Origin of the sequence: Martelella endophytica, from assembly GCF_000960975.1 — a bacterium.
In the GTDB taxonomy this organism is placed as follows: domain Bacteria; phylum Pseudomonadota; class Alphaproteobacteria; order Rhizobiales; family Rhizobiaceae; genus Martelella; species Martelella endophytica.
In genome coordinates this window covers 1,498,990-1,513,909 of record NZ_CP010803.1, presented here as the reverse complement: position 1 = coordinate 1,513,909, position 14,920 = coordinate 1,498,990, and the positions used below count along the sequence as shown (strand labels likewise).

Here is a 14,920-nt window from a genome sequence, read left to right as displayed (position 1 = left end):
GGGACGCTTTTTGGCACGTCTATCACTCAAGGGCATCGTCAAGCGCTTCAAGGAAACGGAAGTGCTGCACGGCATCGATCTGGAGATCGGCGACCGCGAGCTCATCATCTTCGTCGGCCCCTCGGGCTGCGGAAAGTCGACATTGCTGCGCCTGATCGCCGGCCTCGACCCGATCTCGGGCGGCACGCTTTCGATCAACGACAAGGTGATGAACGATGTCGCGCCGTCGAAGCGCGGTGCGGCGATGGTGTTCCAGTCCTACGCGCTTTATCCGCACATGGACGTCTACGAGAACATGGCTTTCGGCGCCCGGCTGATGGGGCTTTCCAAGGCCGAGGTCGAAAGTCGCATCGCCGAAGCCGCGCGGATGCTGCGGCTCGAACAATATCTGAAGCGCAAGCCCCGCGAACTTTCCGGCGGCCAGCGCCAGCGCGTCGCCATCGCCCGCGCTGTCGTGCGCAAGCCGGATGTGTTCCTGCTCGACGAGCCGCTGTCGAACCTTGACGCAGCGCTGCGCGCCGATGTCCGCCTCGAGATCGCCCGTCTGCATCACGATATCGGCGGCACGATGATCTACGTGACACACGACCAGGTCGAGGCGATGACGCTCGCCGACCGGATCGTCGTCATGAACAACGGCTATATCGAGCAGGTCGGCACGCCGCGCGAACTGTTCGAGACCCCCGCCAATACCTTCGTTGCGACCTTCATCGGTTCGCCGAAGATGTCGCTGCTCGATGTCGAGAGTGCCGGCGGAAAGCTTGGCATCGCCGGAACGGGCGCGATCGTCGCCCCCGAGGCCGCGCCGGCCACAGCGCTCACCATCGGCGCCCGGCCGGATGCGCTGGCAATCACGCCCGGTGCGGCCGAGGGCTTTGCCGGCGAGGTCATCTACACCGAATATCTCGGCGACGACAGCTACGTCTATGTCCGCCTCGCCAATGGCGAGCAGGTGACGGTGCGCGTGCCGCCGAGCGAATATTTCGATGCCGATCAGCGCGTGACGGTGACGGCGAAGGCGCAGGCTCTGCACCTCTTCGAAAAGGCGAGCGGCCAGCGCGTCGCCTGATCTTCAGATCAGGCGGGGCCGCCCGCGAGACTACCAGGGGAACCGAAGAAAGGAACAACCGGATGAAACCCTTCGTCAAGACCATCCTTGCGGCCGCCGCCTTTGCCGGCCTCGCCGCACCCGCATTTTCCGAAGAGATCTCGTTCTGGGGCTGGCGCACGGAAGACGTCGCCCAGTACGAGGACTTCATCGCCATGTTCGAGAAGGAAAACCCGGACATCACCGTCAAGCTGCGCATGGTCGAGGCCGTCAGTTACGGCACGATCCTGAAGACGGCGCTTGCGGGCGAAGCCGGTCCGGACGTGATGATGGTCCGCGCCTATGGCTCGTTCGAGGACCTCGCCTCCGGCGGCTACCTGATGCCGCTGACCGATGACGTCGTGCCCGCGCTCAAGGATTTTCCGGAAGCCGCGCTGATGGCGGAGACGCTGCGCTCGGATGAGACCGTCTACGCTATTCCCTTCGCTTCGCAGACCATGATGATGCTCTACAACAAGGGGATGTTCGACGATATGGGGCTTGCCGCGCCGAAGACCTGGGACGACATCGACGCCGCCGCGCAGGCGCTCCAGGAAGCCGGCATCTTCCCCTTCGCCAACGGCACGGCCGCGGCCTGGCAGAACGAGGTTCTGACGTTCGGCATGGGCGCCTCGACCATGGGCAAGGGCTTTTATGAAGACGTGATGGCCGGCGAGGCCGACTTCACCGACCCGCGCTTCGTTGATGCGCTGACCCGCATCCAGAATGCGAGCCAGTATTTCCCGGATGGCTTCGTCGGCCTCGACTATCCGTCCTCGCAGCAGCTCTTCGCCTCCGGCATGGCCGGCATGTTCGTCGGCGGCTCGTATGAAATCGCCGCGATGAAGTCGATGAACCCGGATATCGAAGTCGGCGTGGCGCCCGCCCCGACCGTCAATCCGGACGACGAGGGTCTGGTTGCCGTCTATTACGACGGCGGCTATGCCGGCAACGCCGCGAGCGAGCACAAGGAAGCCGTGACGAAGTTCCTCAACTTCCTCGCCTCGCAGGAATTCGGCCAGGCCTTTGCCGACGAGCTCTCCAACATCTCGCCGATCCCCGGCGTCAAGTTCTCGAACCCGGACCTGCAGGCAGTCGCAGATCTCAACCAGAACTCGATCCCCTACATGATGCTGGTGCATTTCCGCTTCGAACAGCCGTCGGGCTCGACGTTGGTTCAGGAAAACGTGCAGAAGATGATGGCCGGTGACGAAACGCCCGAAGAGGCCGGCAAGATCATCACCGATGGCATCGCCACCTACTACGAGCCGTTCCAGAAGTAACACCAGGAACCGGGCCGGTTTTCGAGCCGGCCCGGCCATCTGCCCCGGAGAGCATGCCGAAGAGGCAATCCTCCCCACCGGAGACGTTTCGATGCCATCGTTCAAACCCACGCGCCGCGGCCTGTGGATCACCAGCCTGATCGCCCCCGGCCTGCTGGTCATGATCCTCTTCGTCGCCTATCCGATCATTTCCGCGCTCGCCTATGCCTTCTATGACTGGAACGGCCTGGCGCGCGGCGAATTCGTGGGTTTCAAGAATTTCTCCGACGTTCTGCTGCGCGAGCCCTACAAGAGCGACATCCAGAACGCCTTCATGAACAACGTCATCGTCTTCTTCTCGCTGATGGTGATCCAGAACGGCGCCGCCTTTCTGCTTGCCTATGCGCTCTGGCGCGAATTTCCGCTCGCCCGCTTCCACCGCATCGCCGTGTTCCTGCCGGTGGTGCTGTCGACGGTCATCGTCGGCTATCTGTGGAAACTGTTCCTCAATCCGGTGTTCGGCCTCGTCAACAACCTCTTGAAATCGATAGGCCTGACCAGCCTTGCGCAGCCCTGGCTCGGCCAGCCGGAGACGGCGCTTCCCGCCCTCATCCTCGTCAATGCCTGGCACTGGGTCGGCTTTCCGACGCTGATCTTCCTTGCCGCCATGCAGCGCATTCCCGGCGAAATCTATGACGCCGCGCGCATGGAGACCGAAAGCGAGTGGGTGAAGATCCGCAAGATCATCTGGCCGCTGGTGGCACCGGCGGCAACCATCGTCTTCGTGCTGCAGTTCATCGGCTCGTTCAACTGGTTCGAGCTGCCCTATGTGATGGAGGACATCCTCGGCTCGCCCTATGGCCATTCGGACGTTCTGGCACTTTATTTCTACCGCCTTGCCTTCGGCGGCCCCTCGACCGGCGTCGCCGATTTCGGCCATGGCAGCGCCGTGGCCGTGCTGGTCTTCGTGTTCATCACCGCGTTTGCCGCCACCATGACCGTGTTCCTGCGTCGCCGGGAGATTGAGCTGTGACGAATTCTTCCGACAAGACCGGCCTGATGCGCACCTTCGGCCGCGACGGCCTGTTGCAGATCTTTTTGATCGCCAATTCCTTCATCATGATCGCGCCGATCGTGATCATGGTGTTCTCGGCCTTCAAGCCGACGATGGAGATCTTCCGTCATCCGTTCACGATCCCGGATTTCACCGATCTTTCGAACTTCGTCGCGATCTGGACCGATACCAATTTCGTCCGCTATTTCTTCAATTCGGTGCTGATCACCGGCTCGGCGATTTTCGCGATCCTGGTGCTGGGCACGCTCGCCGCCTATGCGCTCGGGCGCTACGCGTTCAAGGGATCGAGCTTCATCCTGCTGTTCTTCCTGGCCGGGCTGACACTGCCGCTGAAACTCGCCGTCATTCCGCTGTTCGTGCTGATGCGCGATCTCGGCCTGCTCGACACCCAGCTGTCGCTGATCCTGATCTATGTGGCGATGGGGCTGCCGTCGGCCGTGTTCATCATGACGGGCTTCATCCGTTCGCTGCCGGGGGAACTGGAAGATGCCGCACGCATGGACGGCGCCTCGGAGCTGCGCATCATGTGGAAGATCATGCTGCCGCTCACCCGCCCCGCCATGGTGATCGCGGCGATCAACAATCTGGTGCCGATCTGGAACGACTTCTTCTTCCCGCTGATCTTCCTGCAGAATGACGACCTGAAAACCCTGCCGCAGGGACTGACCGGCTTCATGGGCGAATACACCACCAACTGGGGCGTGCTCTTCGCCGGCCTCACCTTTGCCGCCGCCCCGATCACGATCCTCTATATCGTGCTGTCGCGTCAGTTCATCTCCGGCATGACCTCGGGCGCGATCAAATGAGCCCGATGCTGAAGAAAGGGCGCCTGATCGTCTCCTGCCAGGCCCGCAAGGACAATCCCCTCCATGGCCCGCTGTTTATGGGCGCCATGGCGCTTGCCGCCCGCGATGGCGGTGCTACCGCGATCCGCGCCAATGGCGTCGATGACGTGAAGGCGGTCAAGGCCGCTGGCCTGCCGGTGATCGGCATCGACAAGGTGTTCGACGAGCGCGTTCCGGTCTATATCACGCCGACCTTTGCCGCCTGCGACGGGCTGGCCGAGGCGGGCGCCGACGTCATCGCTCTCGACGCGACACCGCGCGAACGCATCGGCGATGCGCCGGCCGCATTGATCCGCCACATCACCGAAACGCTGCGCCTCGAGGCCTTCTGCGACATTTCCACGCTGGAGGAGGGCCTGGCGGCCGCCGACATGGGCGCAACCTATGTCGCGACAACGCTTTCGGGCTACACCGACTATACAAAGCGCGAAGACGACGCGCCGGACTACGCGCTGATCGAGGCGCTTGCCACGAGGCTGGATGTCCCTGTCATTGCCGAGGGCCGGTTCTCGACGCCGGAACGCGCCAGGCGTGCGCTGGATTGCGGCGCCCATGCCGTCGTCGTCGGCACGGCGATCACCAATCCCCGCGAGATCACCCGCGGCTTCGTCAGCATTGTCGAGGGCTGAGGCGATGGCGGGCTTTTTCCTCGGCGGCGATATCGGCGGCACGGCTTCGCGCTTCGCGGTGGCGGACGGCACCGGTGCGATCGTCGAGCGCGGCGTCGCCCCCGGCGCCACCGGCCATACCTTCAACGCCACCGCCCGTGCCGAACTCGTCCGCAGCATCGAGCAGATCGCGGCCAGCCTGACGCGCCCCGTCGATGCCGCCGTGCTCGGCCTCACCGGCTACGGACCGCGTGCGCGCAGCGACATCGAGGCAATCATCGGCCATCACCTCGGCGTCGTACCGGAGAGGATCTTCGTCTCCGACGATATCGAACTCGCCTTTCGGGCGCTGTTTCAGCCCGGCAAGGGCCACCTCGTCTCCGCCGGCACCGGCTCGATTGCCGTGCACCTGAGGGAAGACGGCAGCATTTTCCGCATCGGCGGCCGCGGCATCCTGATCGATGATGCCGGCGCCGGCGCCTGGATCGCGCTCGCCGCCGTCAGGGCGCTCTACCGCCGCATCGACGAAACCGGCAGCCCCGGTGACATGCAGACACTGGCAAACGCCCTCTATGCCGCAATCGGCGCCGACGACTGGTCCGACATGCGTTCCTTCATCTATGGCGGCGATCGCGGCCGTATCGGCGCGCTCGCAAGGCCGGTCGCCGAGGCTGCGCGCGCGGGTGACATCTTTGCGCAGAACCTGCTTGTCGAAGCGGGCCATGCACTCGCCCGGCTGGGCAATATCCTCATCCAGCGTGCAGGTCCTCACCCCGTTGCCTTCATCGGCGGCGTGCTGAAGCTCGACCCCGTCATCGCCGACACCATCCGCCGGGAGCTTGCCGGCGAAGCGCTGTTTCCGGTGCTCGATCAGGCCGAAGGGGCAGCCCGACTGGCGCTTTCACTTTTCTCCGACAATCCCGCGAAATCAGGATCAAACCCATGAATTCGACGACCGAAGCCGCCTCGAAACGCTATGCCACCATCGACAAATGGCCGGCCGCCGATCTGGTAGACGGCATCGTCGAAGGCCAGTTCGCGGCGATCGCCGCCGTGAGCGAGGCTTCCCCCATCATCGCCGCCGCCGCCGACGCGATCTGCGAGCGCCTCGAAAACGGCGGCCGGCTGATCTATATGGGCGCCGGCACGTCGGGACGCCTTGCGACGCTCGACGCGGCCGAACTGCCGCCGACCTACAATTTTCCGCGTGACCGGGCACTGAGCCTGATGGCCGGCGGACCGGAAGCCTTCCTGGTCGCCAAGGAGGGCGCCGAGGATGACGAGGCGGCCGCCGTCACCGATCTCGAAAGCGTCGACTTTTCGCAAAAGGATGTGCTGGTCGGCGTCGCTGCGAGCGGCAACACGCCCTATGTCGTTTCCGGCCTCGCCCATGCCCGCGCGCTCCGCGCGCTCACCGTCGCCGTCTTCAACAATCCGCAGGGCAGCGTCGCTGGCCATGCCGATTTCGCGGTGCTGCTTTCGACTGGCGCCGAGTTCGTCGCCGGCTCGACGCGGATGAAGGCCGGTACCGCCCAGAAGGTGGCGCTCAACACGCTTTCCACCGCCGTGATGATCCGCCTCGGCTATGTCTATCAGGGCCGCATGGTGGAGATGAAGCCGACCAACGCCAAGCTGCACCAGCGCGCCAAGGAAATGGTCGCCGAACTCGCCGATACCGATATCGAGACAGCGGCAAGGACGCTTTCGGCCTGCGACAACGTCATCAAGACGGCGATCGTGATGCTGAACCGCGATCTCGACCGCGGCGCCGCCGAGGCAAAGCTGGCGGCGGCCAAGGGCAACCTCCGCCGAGCGCTCGAAAGCTGAAATGACTAACGGGGGCGTACGGCTCCCGACAAACATCAAATCTGCAACCTCGGCCACCCTTCCGTGGCGGAAAATCCGTGCGCGGGACTTGTTTCGGCCATCAAATGGGCTATGGCTTGTCGTCAGGGGATTTTCCTCATCCCCGTCGCTATCGACGCCGCCGAAGGACAATCCCCATGCCCGCCTCCCCCCGCAAACGCCTCATCGTTGCCATCAGCGGCGCTTCCGGAAACGTTTACGGTCTTCGCGCACTGGAGATTCTGAAGGGCATCGATATCGAAACTCATCTGGTGATGAGCAAGGCCGCAGAGCGCACGCTTGCCCATGAAACCACGCTGACGCTGGCTGATGCGCATGCACGCGCCGATGTGGTCCACGCAGCCGATGACATCGGAGCCTCGATCGCATCCGGTTCCTTCCGCACCGAAGGCATGCTGGTTGCGCCGTGCTCAATTCACACCCTTTCCGAGATTGCCCATTCGACGAGCTCCAACCTTCTCACGCGCGCCGCAGACGTGATGTTGAAGGAGCGTCGCCGTCTGGTGCTGATGGTGCGCGAAACGCCCCTTCACCTTGGCCATTTGCGCGCCATGACCGCCGCCACCGAGGCCGGCGCCATCATTATGCCCCCCGTTCCAGCATTCTATGCCAAGCCCGAGACGCTCGATGACATGGTAACCCAGACCGTGGTCCGCGCGCTTGATCTCTTCGGCATAGACAGCGGACTTGCCCGCCGCTGGGGCGAAACACCACAGGACTGATCATGACTGCCTTCATCGACAACGGGACCCGTTTCCGCCTCACCGACCCCACCATTGCGCCCAATGCCGCCGGCTATCTCTGGAACAAGAAGATGATGGTGCAGGTCAACTGCAGGGGTTACGCCGTCGCGCAGTACATGGACCCGGAACCGCGCAAATACGCCCACGTGCCGACGATCGCCGGCCAGACCTTCATGCAGCCGGAACAGGGGTATTTCACCCATCATCCGGGGCGCTTCTTCTATGTGCGCGACAATGAGGCGGGCACGCTGTTTTCGGCACCTTACGAGCCGGTGCGCGCGGGAGCAGACACGTATGCCTTCGAGCCGGGCCTCTCCGATGTCCGCTGGGTCGTGGAAAAGGACGGCATCCGCATCGAAACGACCTTGCGCCTTCCCGTCGATGATGTGCTCGAGCTCTGGTCGGTCAGCATCACCAATGTCAGCGGTCGTGCCCGCGACATCTCGCTCGTGCCCTATTTCCCGGTCGGCTACATGTCATGGATGAATATGGGCGGCCATTTCGATGCCGGCCTGAATGCCATCGTCTGCACTTCGGTGACGCCGTACCAGAAGGTCGAGCAGTATTTCAAAAACCGGCACCTGAAGGACATCACCTTCCTGTCCGCCGACCGCAAGCCGGACCACTTCGAGATCTGCCAGCAGGCCTTCGAGGGTGAAGGCGGGCTGCACAATCCCTCCGCCCTGCAGGATCGCGCCGACCTTGCCGATGGCGATGCGATCTATGAGGTTCCGGCCGCCATCATGCAGTGGAACCTGAAGCTTGAGGCGGGTGCTACCGACAAGCTGCGTCTGGTCTTCGGCCCGGCGAAGGACGAAGCCGAAATCGCCCGGCTGAAGCGGGATTATCTGGACACGGATGAAGCCGCGCTGACCAGGGCCTATGACGATTACATCGCCGACGGCGCCGGCAGCTTGCGCATCAAGACGCCCGACCCCGAGTTCGATACCTTCGTCAACAACTGGCTGCCGCGTCAGGTCTTCTACCACGGCGACACCAACCGACTGACCACCGATCCGCAGACCCGCAACTATCTGCAGGACGCGCTCGGCATGACCTTCATCCATCCGGAGAAGACCCGCGAGGCGATCCTGCGCTCGGTCAGCCAGCAGTTTGCAAGCGGCAAGATGCCGGACGGCATTCTCCTGTCGGAGGAGGCCGAGCTCAAATACATCAACCAGGTGCCGCACACCGATCACGGCGTCTGGCTGGCAGTGGCGATGGAGGTCTATCTCGACGAGACAGGCGACCGCGCGATCCTCTCTGAAATGGCAGGCTTTGCCGACAGCGATGAACAGGCAAGCGTCGCCGATCACATCACCCGCGCGCTCGATTTCCTTGCGGGCGCTGTCGATCATCGTGGCCTGCCCTTCATCGAGCAGGGCGACTGGTGCGACCCGATGAACATGGTCGGCTACAAGGGCAAGGGCGTTTCCGGCTGGCTGGCCGAAGCTTCGAGCTATGCCATGACCGTCTGGGCCGGCATCTGCCGCGCCTCCGGCGATGAAGCAACGGCCGAACGGCTGGAAGCCGAGGCGAAGTCGCTGAACGAGCGCATCAACACCTTCTTCTGGAAGGAAGACCGCTACGGCCGCGGCATCACCGATGATGACGTTCTCTTCGGCATCGGCTCCGACAAGGAAGGCCGCATCTTCCTGAATGCCCAGAGCTGGGCTCTGCTTTCGGGCGCAGCCGATGAAGACCGGAAACAGAAGCTGCTCGCCGCGATCTCCGGCGAACTCGACACGCCCTATGGCACGATGATGTTTGCCCCCGCCTACACCGCCATGCGCGATGATGTCGGCCGGGTGACGCAGAAATGGCCGGGCAGTGCCGAAAACGGCGCGGTCTACAACCACGCCGCCGCCTTCTACGCCGCAGCGCTCTACCATCGCAATGAGGGCGAGCGGGCGTTTTCGGTGCTGCGCCGGATGCTGACGGGTTCAAACGAAGCCGATATCGCCCGGCGCGGGCAGATCCCGCTTTACGTCCCGAACTACTACCGCGGCGCCTACTACCAGTTCCCCCGCACCGCCGGTCGCTCCAGCAACCTGTTCAACACCGGCACGGCCTCCTGGTACTACCGGCTGGTGATCGAGCGGCTGTTCGGCCTCAAGGGTGACGGAGAGGGCGTCGTCATCGCACCGCAAATCCCAGCGGAGTGGCCCAGCTGCAGCTTCACCCGTACCTTCCGCGGCGCGCATTTCGAGGTAAGCTTTGAGCGCGATCCTGCACTGAAAGGCCGCACGATCGAGGTTGACGGGGCGCTGATCGACGGCAACCGTCTCGCCAGCGTCGAAGCCGGCCACACCTATCGGGTCGTCGTTCGCGAGGGTGCGGCCAAAGGCTGAGCACCGCGCCACCCCTACCCCAGATCGTCCAGCTCCAACCGGATCGATTCGACGATCGCCGCACGCTGGCGGGCGGTCTTGCCGGCGTGGGTGGCGTAGGTGAGCGCCAGAAGGCGGATGGCACTACCGATCGCGGTGTAGGAGGCACCAAGCCCGAAGCTTGCGACATGACAGGGCAGCAGCACTTCCGAATAGCGCTGTAATTCAAGCGTCGATGAACGGTCGCAGATGGTGACGAGCTTCAGCCGGCTGGTTTCGGCGTAGCCCAGAATGGTGTTGAGCGTTTTCGGCCGCGGCGCCACGGAGACCAGCAGCAGCACATCGTTGGGCCCCGCCATGGCAAGGTCCTCGGCCCAGGAGCCCTGGTTGATGCCGAGGATCATGACGCTGTGGCGCAGCCGCGAGAACACAAGCCGGGCATAGCGCGCAAAGCCCTCATCCTCGCCGAGACCCAGCACCCAGAGCCGCTCGGCCCGGCCGATCATTTCGGCAGCCTTGCGCACCTTGTCAGAACGCAGTTCCTCGAAAGTCCGGGTCAGGTTCTTCAGCTCGACATCGAGATGCGCGCTGATGGCGCGACCAAGCGCGACGTTTTCGCCAGTGGCCTCCGCCCGTTCATAGGGTTCGACGCGGTTGCGTTCGTCACGCGCCTGAAGCTTGACGTCGTTAAAATCTGCATAGCCCAGATGGCGGAAGAAGCGCGCTGCAGTCGCCTTCGAAACACCTGCCATCTCCGCGATTTCGGTTGCGGAATAGGTGAGGATATCGTCCTGCCGGTCGAGAATGAGCCGGGCAAGCTTCTGCTCGCCCGCTGTGAGCTTCGAATACCGCTCCTCAATTCTCAAGACCAGATGTGACGCCAAGGTTTTCGTCCACGTGCAATCATTCCGATTATTTCAGTCATAAACGACTTGCAAAAAAGAAACAACAGTTTCATGATTGTGAAACGATGAAACAGGGGATAAGCGGTGCAACAGCCCGTCAACCGACAGCGCATCTGGGAGAAGATGAAGGAAGTGGCCGTACCGGACACGCGGCTGCACCTCGATTTTTCCGAGTTCATTCCGGACTTCAAGGGTTCGGCACAGGCGACCGCGCGCATCATCGGCGAGCGCAGCATCTGGCATAGCGGCCTTGCCTTCGTCACGCCGGACAATTCCACCACCGAATTCCGCCAGTGCATGATCGAGGCCGGCATTCCCTTCGTCATGGCGAGCTACAACATGCGGCGCGGCTTTCTCTACCTTGCGCCCGGCAGCGTGCCGAAGGGTGCGGAGCGCTACGCCTCCTGGCTCGACGGCATGGAGCATTTCGCCAAACCCATAACGCTTGCCGAACTCGCCGATCTCGGCAAGTTCGACGTGCTCGTCACCGGGGCTTCGGCCGTTTCGACCGATGGGCTGCGCTTCGGCAAGGGCCATTTCTTCCTCGACCTCGAATGGGCAATGTTCACCGATATGGGTCTGATGCAAGAGACCACGCCGGTCGCCGCGATCGTCCATGACTACCAGGTGGTCGAGGATCGGCTGAGCGTCGGCGAGACCGAATTCGCCATCGACCTGATCGCAACACCCACGCGCATGATCCGCGTCGATCGCAGCGCGAAACGCCCCCGCGGTGTGCGCTGGGATCGGATAACGCCGCGTGAGATCGAAGAGATACCGTCGCTGCGCGAACTCGCCCGGCTGCGCGGAATTGCATGACATCCCGATAACCCCAACAAAGGAACAGCCGATGCCCTTCACCCTGCCCCGCCGTCACTTCCTCAGCCTGATGGGCGCCAGCGCCACATTGCCGCTGATGTCGCGATACGCTTCCGCTGCCACGCCGTTTACCTTCCAGGCGTCCTGGATCAACGATGCCGAGTTCACCGGCTATTTCGTTGCCGCCGAAAAGGGCTGGTACGGCGATGAAGACCTCGACCTCACCTATCTCTCCGGCGGCCCGGACGTCATCCCGGAAAGCACGCTGATCGCCGGAAAGGCCGACCTGACGCTGACCACGCCCGACACCACGATCAAGGCGATCGCCGAACAGGGTGCCCCGTTCAAGATCATCGGCGCCCAGTACCAGAAGAACCCGCTCGGCGTCGTCTCGCTCGCCAAGAACCCGATCAACGAGCCGAAGGACCTGATCGGCAAGACGCTCGCCGTGCCGCCGGTCAACGTGATCTCGGTCGAGGCAATGCTGAAGATCTCCGGCGTCGACCGCGACAAGGTCAACATCGTGCCCTACGCCTACGATCCGACGCCGCTGATCAAGGGCGAGATCGACGCCTCCGTCGATTTCACCACCAACGTGCCCTACACCATCCAGCAGGCCGGCGAGGAAGCCGTCTCCTTCCTGCTCTACGATTACGGCTATACCATCTTCAACGACACCGTCGTCGTCACGGAAGACACGCTGAAGGAAAAGCGCAAGGACATCGTCGCCTTCCTGAAGGCAAGCCGCAAGGGCTGGGACGAAAACCTCAAGGATCCCGCCGTCTATCCGCCAGCGTTCGCCGACACTTTCTTCAAGGGCACTGGTCGCTCGATCGAGAACGAGGTCTACTTCAACACCGCCCAGAAGCCGCTGATCGAAAACACCGCCGGCATCTTCGCCATGAGCGAGGAGTCGATCGCCGCCAATATCGAGGCGCTCGCCGCCGTCGGCATCACCGCCAAGCCCGAATACTTCGACACCAGCGTTCTGGAAGAGCTCTGATGCATTCGGAAGCCGGCATTCTCGTCGATCACGTGTCGCGGACCTTTTCGGCCCGCGGCGCGGAGGTCCGTGCGCTTGACGACGTCTCGCTCGACTGTCCGCCGGGCTCGTTCACAGCGCTGATCGGGCCGTCGGGATGCGGAAAATCGACGATGCTGCGCCTCGCCCTCGGGCTCGACAGCCCGAATGACGGCCGCATTTTCGTCGATGGTGTCGCCCCCTTCGATGCGGCGAAGGGCGGCGCCACCGGCGTCGCGTTCCAGGACGCGGCGCTGATGCCGTGGCGTAACGTCGAGGACAACATCATGCTGCCGCTCGACGTGCTCGGCCGCAAGCGCGCGAACTACCGCGAAAAGGTGGCCGAACTGATCGCGCTCGTCGGCCTTGCCGGCTTCGAAAAGGCGCTGCCGGGGGAACTCTCAGGCGGCATGCGCCAGCGCTGCGCCATCGCCCGGGCGCTGGTGACGACCCCGCGTGTGCTCTTCCTCGACGAGCCCTTCGGCGCGCTCGACCAGATTCTCAGACGACAGATGAATACCGAGTTGCAGCGCATCTGGATGGAAAGCGGCGCGACCACGCTGCTCGTCACCCACGGCATCGACGAAGCGATCTTCCTCGCCGACCGGGTCGTGGTGATGCAGAGCCGGCCGGGGCGCATCGGCCGGATCGTCGACATTCCCTTCGCTCGGCCGCGCAAGCCCGAACTCTTCGCCGACCCCGCCTTCCATCGTCTCGAAAGCGAAATCGCGGAGGCGCTTGATGGCCACTGAGGCGGTCGCCACCCCCGCTGCAGCCAAGGATGCGCCCGGCTTCTTCACCCGGCACCGCACCGCGATCATCAACTGGGTGGTGCTCATCATCGTCTGGGAAATCGTCGGGCGGCTGAAGCTTGTCGCCGGCGGCGCGCTGCCCGCGCCTTCCGGGGTTCTCCACCGCTTCTGGCTCGACCGGGCCGACTATCCGGCCCACATCCTGGCGACGCTTCAGGGCGCCGGCGCCGGCTTCGTCATCGGCAACCTGATCGCCGTTGCCGCCGGCATCCTGTTCGCCCTCTATCCGCTTTTCGCGAGGCTCTCGCGCGGGGTCAACGTGGCGCTGTTCGCGCTGCCGCCGATCGCGATCTCGCCGATCCTGGTTCTGACCTTCTCCGGCATGGCGCCGCGCATCATCCTGGCGGCGATCGGCTGCTATTTCGTGACGATGAGCGCCACCGTCACCGGCATCTCACAAACCGATGCCCGCAGTATCGATATCGTCAAAGCCTATGGCGGACATCGGTGGCAGGTGCTGCGCTATGCCCAGTTTCAAAGCGCCATCCCCTCGATCCTCGCAGGTCTTCGGATCGCAGCGCCGAACGCCGTGCTCGGCTCGATCCTTGCCGAATTCGGCGGCGGCGGCCGGTTCGGGCTCGGTGCCTATCTGATCGGCTCGCTCGGACGCGGTGACCCGGAGCGGCTCTGGGGCATCGGTCTTTCTGCCACCCTGATTGCCGGCCTTGCCTACGGTCTGTTCTCGCTGCTGGCGAAAAAGCTCACCGGCCGGTCCATGGCCGTCACCGTGCCGGCAAGTCCGCCGCGACTTGCCCATGACACCAATGTCTGGCGCGAAACCGTCATCATCGCCACCGCCATCGTGCTGCCCTTCCTGCTCTGGTGGCTGGTGCTCTGGCTGATGGGTACGCCGGCGATGATCGCCAAGACGCCGCCGGACCTGTTCAAATATCTGTTTCTCGAACCGATGAGCGGCCAGCGGCTCGCAACGCTTGGCACCGCGCTCGCCCAGACCCTGCCGATGACCGTGCTCGGCATGGCGCTTGGCCTCGGCTTCGCCTTTCTGCTGGCACTCGGCGCGGTGCTCTATCCGGCGATCGTGCGCGGCTTCATGCCCGTTGCGCTGGTAACGCAGACCATGCCGCTGGTGGCGCTGACGCCGCTGCTGGTGCTGATGCTCGGCCGCGGCCACGCGGTCATCCTGTGGATCACGATCTCGGTGACCTTCTTCCCGGCCTTCGTCACCATGGCGCAGGGGCTTTCCATGGTGCCGCGCGCCGCGATCGACGTGCCGAAGGCCTATGGCGCGGGGCCGTTCAAGCAGCTCCGGCTGGTTTCGATCCCCGCCTCGCTGCCCTTCCTGTTTGCCGCAACGCGGCTTGCCGTGCCGCGCGCGCTGCTCGGCGTGATGATCGCGGAATGGCTGGCGACCGGCAAGGGGCTCGGCAACCTCCTCAACCAGTCGCGCGGCTATCTCGACTACGGAATGATCTGGGCGGTGGCCGTCGCCTCGGTCCTGCTCTCCGTCATTTTCTATCAGCTTGTCGTCTTCATCGAGGGACGGGTGTTCACCAGACGCGGCATGGCGCCGGCGCAATAAAAAGAAG

General features: G+C 63.7%; 14 protein-coding genes. 13 read left to right on the top strand and 1 reads right to left on the bottom strand.

Annotation, left to right across the window (positions count from 1 at the left end):
• Positions 1 to 10 precede the first annotated feature (10 nt).
• The 9 genes from TM49_RS06910 to TM49_RS06870 all read left to right on the top strand — a co-directional run bounded on the left by TM49_RS06910 (position 11) and on the right by TM49_RS06870 (position 9,837).
• Positions 11 to 1,069 carry an ABC transporter ATP-binding protein gene (locus tag TM49_RS06910; RefSeq protein WP_045684899.1) on the top strand — a complete coding sequence of 353 codons (1,059 nt, stop codon included), beginning with the start codon at positions 11 to 13 and terminating at the stop codon, positions 1,067 to 1,069.
• 62 nt (positions 1,070 to 1,131) lie between these two features.
• Entirely contained in the window at positions 1,132 to 2,370 is a 1,239-nt protein-coding gene (locus tag TM49_RS06905; RefSeq protein ID WP_045680150.1) for an extracellular solute-binding protein, read from the top strand.
• A gap of 91 nt (positions 2,371 to 2,461) precedes the next feature.
• A complete protein-coding gene (locus tag TM49_RS06900; RefSeq protein WP_045680148.1) occupies positions 2,462 to 3,382 on the top strand; it encodes a carbohydrate ABC transporter permease in 921 nt (306 codons plus the stop codon).
• A complete protein-coding gene (locus TM49_RS06895; RefSeq protein ID WP_244464810.1) occupies positions 3,379 to 4,230 on the top strand; it encodes a carbohydrate ABC transporter permease in 852 nt (283 codons plus the stop codon). The genes TM49_RS06900 and TM49_RS06895 overlap by 4 nt, the downstream gene beginning before the upstream one ends.
• A 5-nt stretch (positions 4,231 to 4,235) precedes the next feature.
• Positions 4,236 to 4,898, top strand: a complete 663-nt coding sequence (locus tag TM49_RS06890; protein WP_045684897.1) for an N-acetylmannosamine-6-phosphate 2-epimerase — start codon at positions 4,236 to 4,238, stop codon at positions 4,896 to 4,898.
• A gap of 4 nt (positions 4,899 to 4,902) precedes the next feature.
• On the top strand, positions 4,903 to 5,823 hold the full coding sequence (locus TM49_RS06885) for an N-acetylglucosamine kinase (protein ID WP_045680146.1): 921 nt from the start codon (positions 4,903 to 4,905) through the stop codon (positions 5,821 to 5,823).
• Positions 5,820 to 6,704 (top strand): N-acetylmuramic acid 6-phosphate etherase, encoded by an 885-nt coding sequence (gene murQ / locus TM49_RS06880; protein WP_045680144.1) that lies wholly within the window; start codon positions 5,820 to 5,822, stop codon positions 6,702 to 6,704. Before TM49_RS06885 ends, murQ begins: the two co-directional genes overlap by 4 nt.
• A 176-nt stretch (positions 6,705 to 6,880) precedes the next feature.
• Positions 6,881 to 7,465, top strand: coding sequence for a UbiX family flavin prenyltransferase (locus tag TM49_RS06875; protein ID WP_045680142.1), 585 nt, complete (start codon positions 6,881 to 6,883; stop codon positions 7,463 to 7,465).
• Between the two features lie 2 nt (positions 7,466 to 7,467).
• Positions 7,468 to 9,837: a GH36-type glycosyl hydrolase domain-containing protein gene (locus TM49_RS06870; protein WP_045680140.1), complete on the top strand. Its 2,370-nt coding sequence runs from the start codon at positions 7,468 to 7,470 to the stop codon at positions 9,835 to 9,837.
• 14 nt (positions 9,838 to 9,851) lie between these two features.
• Here TM49_RS06870 and TM49_RS06865 read toward each other — a convergent pair whose 3' ends face one another.
• Entirely contained in the window at positions 9,852 to 10,700 is an 849-nt protein-coding gene (locus tag TM49_RS06865; RefSeq protein WP_045680138.1) for a MurR/RpiR family transcriptional regulator, read from the bottom strand.
• A 105-nt stretch (positions 10,701 to 10,805) separates the two neighbouring features.
• Here TM49_RS06865 and TM49_RS06860 point away from each other — a divergent pair, with 105 nt between their 5' ends.
• The 4 genes from TM49_RS06860 to TM49_RS06845 are packed head-to-tail and all read left to right on the top strand — an operon-like array spanning position 10,806 to position 14,913.
• Positions 10,806 to 11,540, top strand: coding sequence for a 5-formyltetrahydrofolate cyclo-ligase (locus tag TM49_RS06860; RefSeq protein WP_244464809.1), 735 nt, complete (start codon positions 10,806 to 10,808; stop codon positions 11,538 to 11,540).
• A 31-nt stretch (positions 11,541 to 11,571) separates the two neighbouring features.
• Positions 11,572 to 12,543, top strand: a complete 972-nt coding sequence (locus TM49_RS06855) for an ABC transporter substrate-binding protein (RefSeq protein WP_045680136.1) — start codon at positions 11,572 to 11,574, stop codon at positions 12,541 to 12,543.
• On the top strand, positions 12,543 to 13,313 hold the full coding sequence (locus tag TM49_RS06850; RefSeq protein ID WP_045680135.1) for an ABC transporter ATP-binding protein: 771 nt from the start codon (positions 12,543 to 12,545) through the stop codon (positions 13,311 to 13,313). The genes TM49_RS06855 and TM49_RS06850 overlap by 1 nt, the downstream gene beginning before the upstream one ends.
• The gene (locus tag TM49_RS06845) at positions 13,303 to 14,913 is read left to right on the top strand and encodes an ABC transporter permease (protein ID WP_045680133.1); all 1,611 of its coding nucleotides are present in this window, start codon (positions 13,303 to 13,305) and stop codon (positions 14,911 to 14,913) included. Before TM49_RS06850 ends, TM49_RS06845 begins: the two co-directional genes overlap by 11 nt.
• Positions 14,914 to 14,920: the final 7 nt, after the last annotated feature.

Bases quoted from the DNA above. Each gene is read 5' to 3' on its own strand.
- TM49_RS06850 (WP_045680135.1), top strand. From the start codon at position 12,543: ATGCATTCGGAAGCCGGCATTCTCGTCGATCACGTGTCGCGGACCTTT.
- TM49_RS06885 (WP_045680146.1), top strand. From the start codon at position 4,903: ATGGCGGGCTTTTTCCTCGGCGGCGATATCGGCGGCACGGCTTCGCGC.
- TM49_RS06900 (WP_045680148.1), top strand. From the start codon at position 2,462: ATGCCATCGTTCAAACCCACGCGCCGCGGCCTGTGGATCACCAGCCTG.
- TM49_RS06870 (WP_045680140.1), top strand. From the start codon at position 7,468: ATGACTGCCTTCATCGACAACGGGACCCGTTTCCGCCTCACCGACCCC.
- TM49_RS06875 (WP_045680142.1), top strand. From the start codon at position 6,881: ATGCCCGCCTCCCCCCGCAAACGCCTCATCGTTGCCATCAGCGGCGCT.
- TM49_RS06905 (WP_045680150.1), top strand. From the start codon at position 1,132: ATGAAACCCTTCGTCAAGACCATCCTTGCGGCCGCCGCCTTTGCCGGC.
- TM49_RS06855 (WP_045680136.1), top strand. From the start codon at position 11,572: ATGCCCTTCACCCTGCCCCGCCGTCACTTCCTCAGCCTGATGGGCGCC.
- murQ (WP_045680144.1), top strand. From the start codon at position 5,820: ATGAATTCGACGACCGAAGCCGCCTCGAAACGCTATGCCACCATCGAC.
- TM49_RS06845 (WP_045680133.1), top strand. From the start codon at position 13,303: ATGGCCACTGAGGCGGTCGCCACCCCCGCTGCAGCCAAGGATGCGCCC.
- TM49_RS06890 (WP_045684897.1), top strand. From the start codon at position 4,236: ATGCTGAAGAAAGGGCGCCTGATCGTCTCCTGCCAGGCCCGCAAGGAC.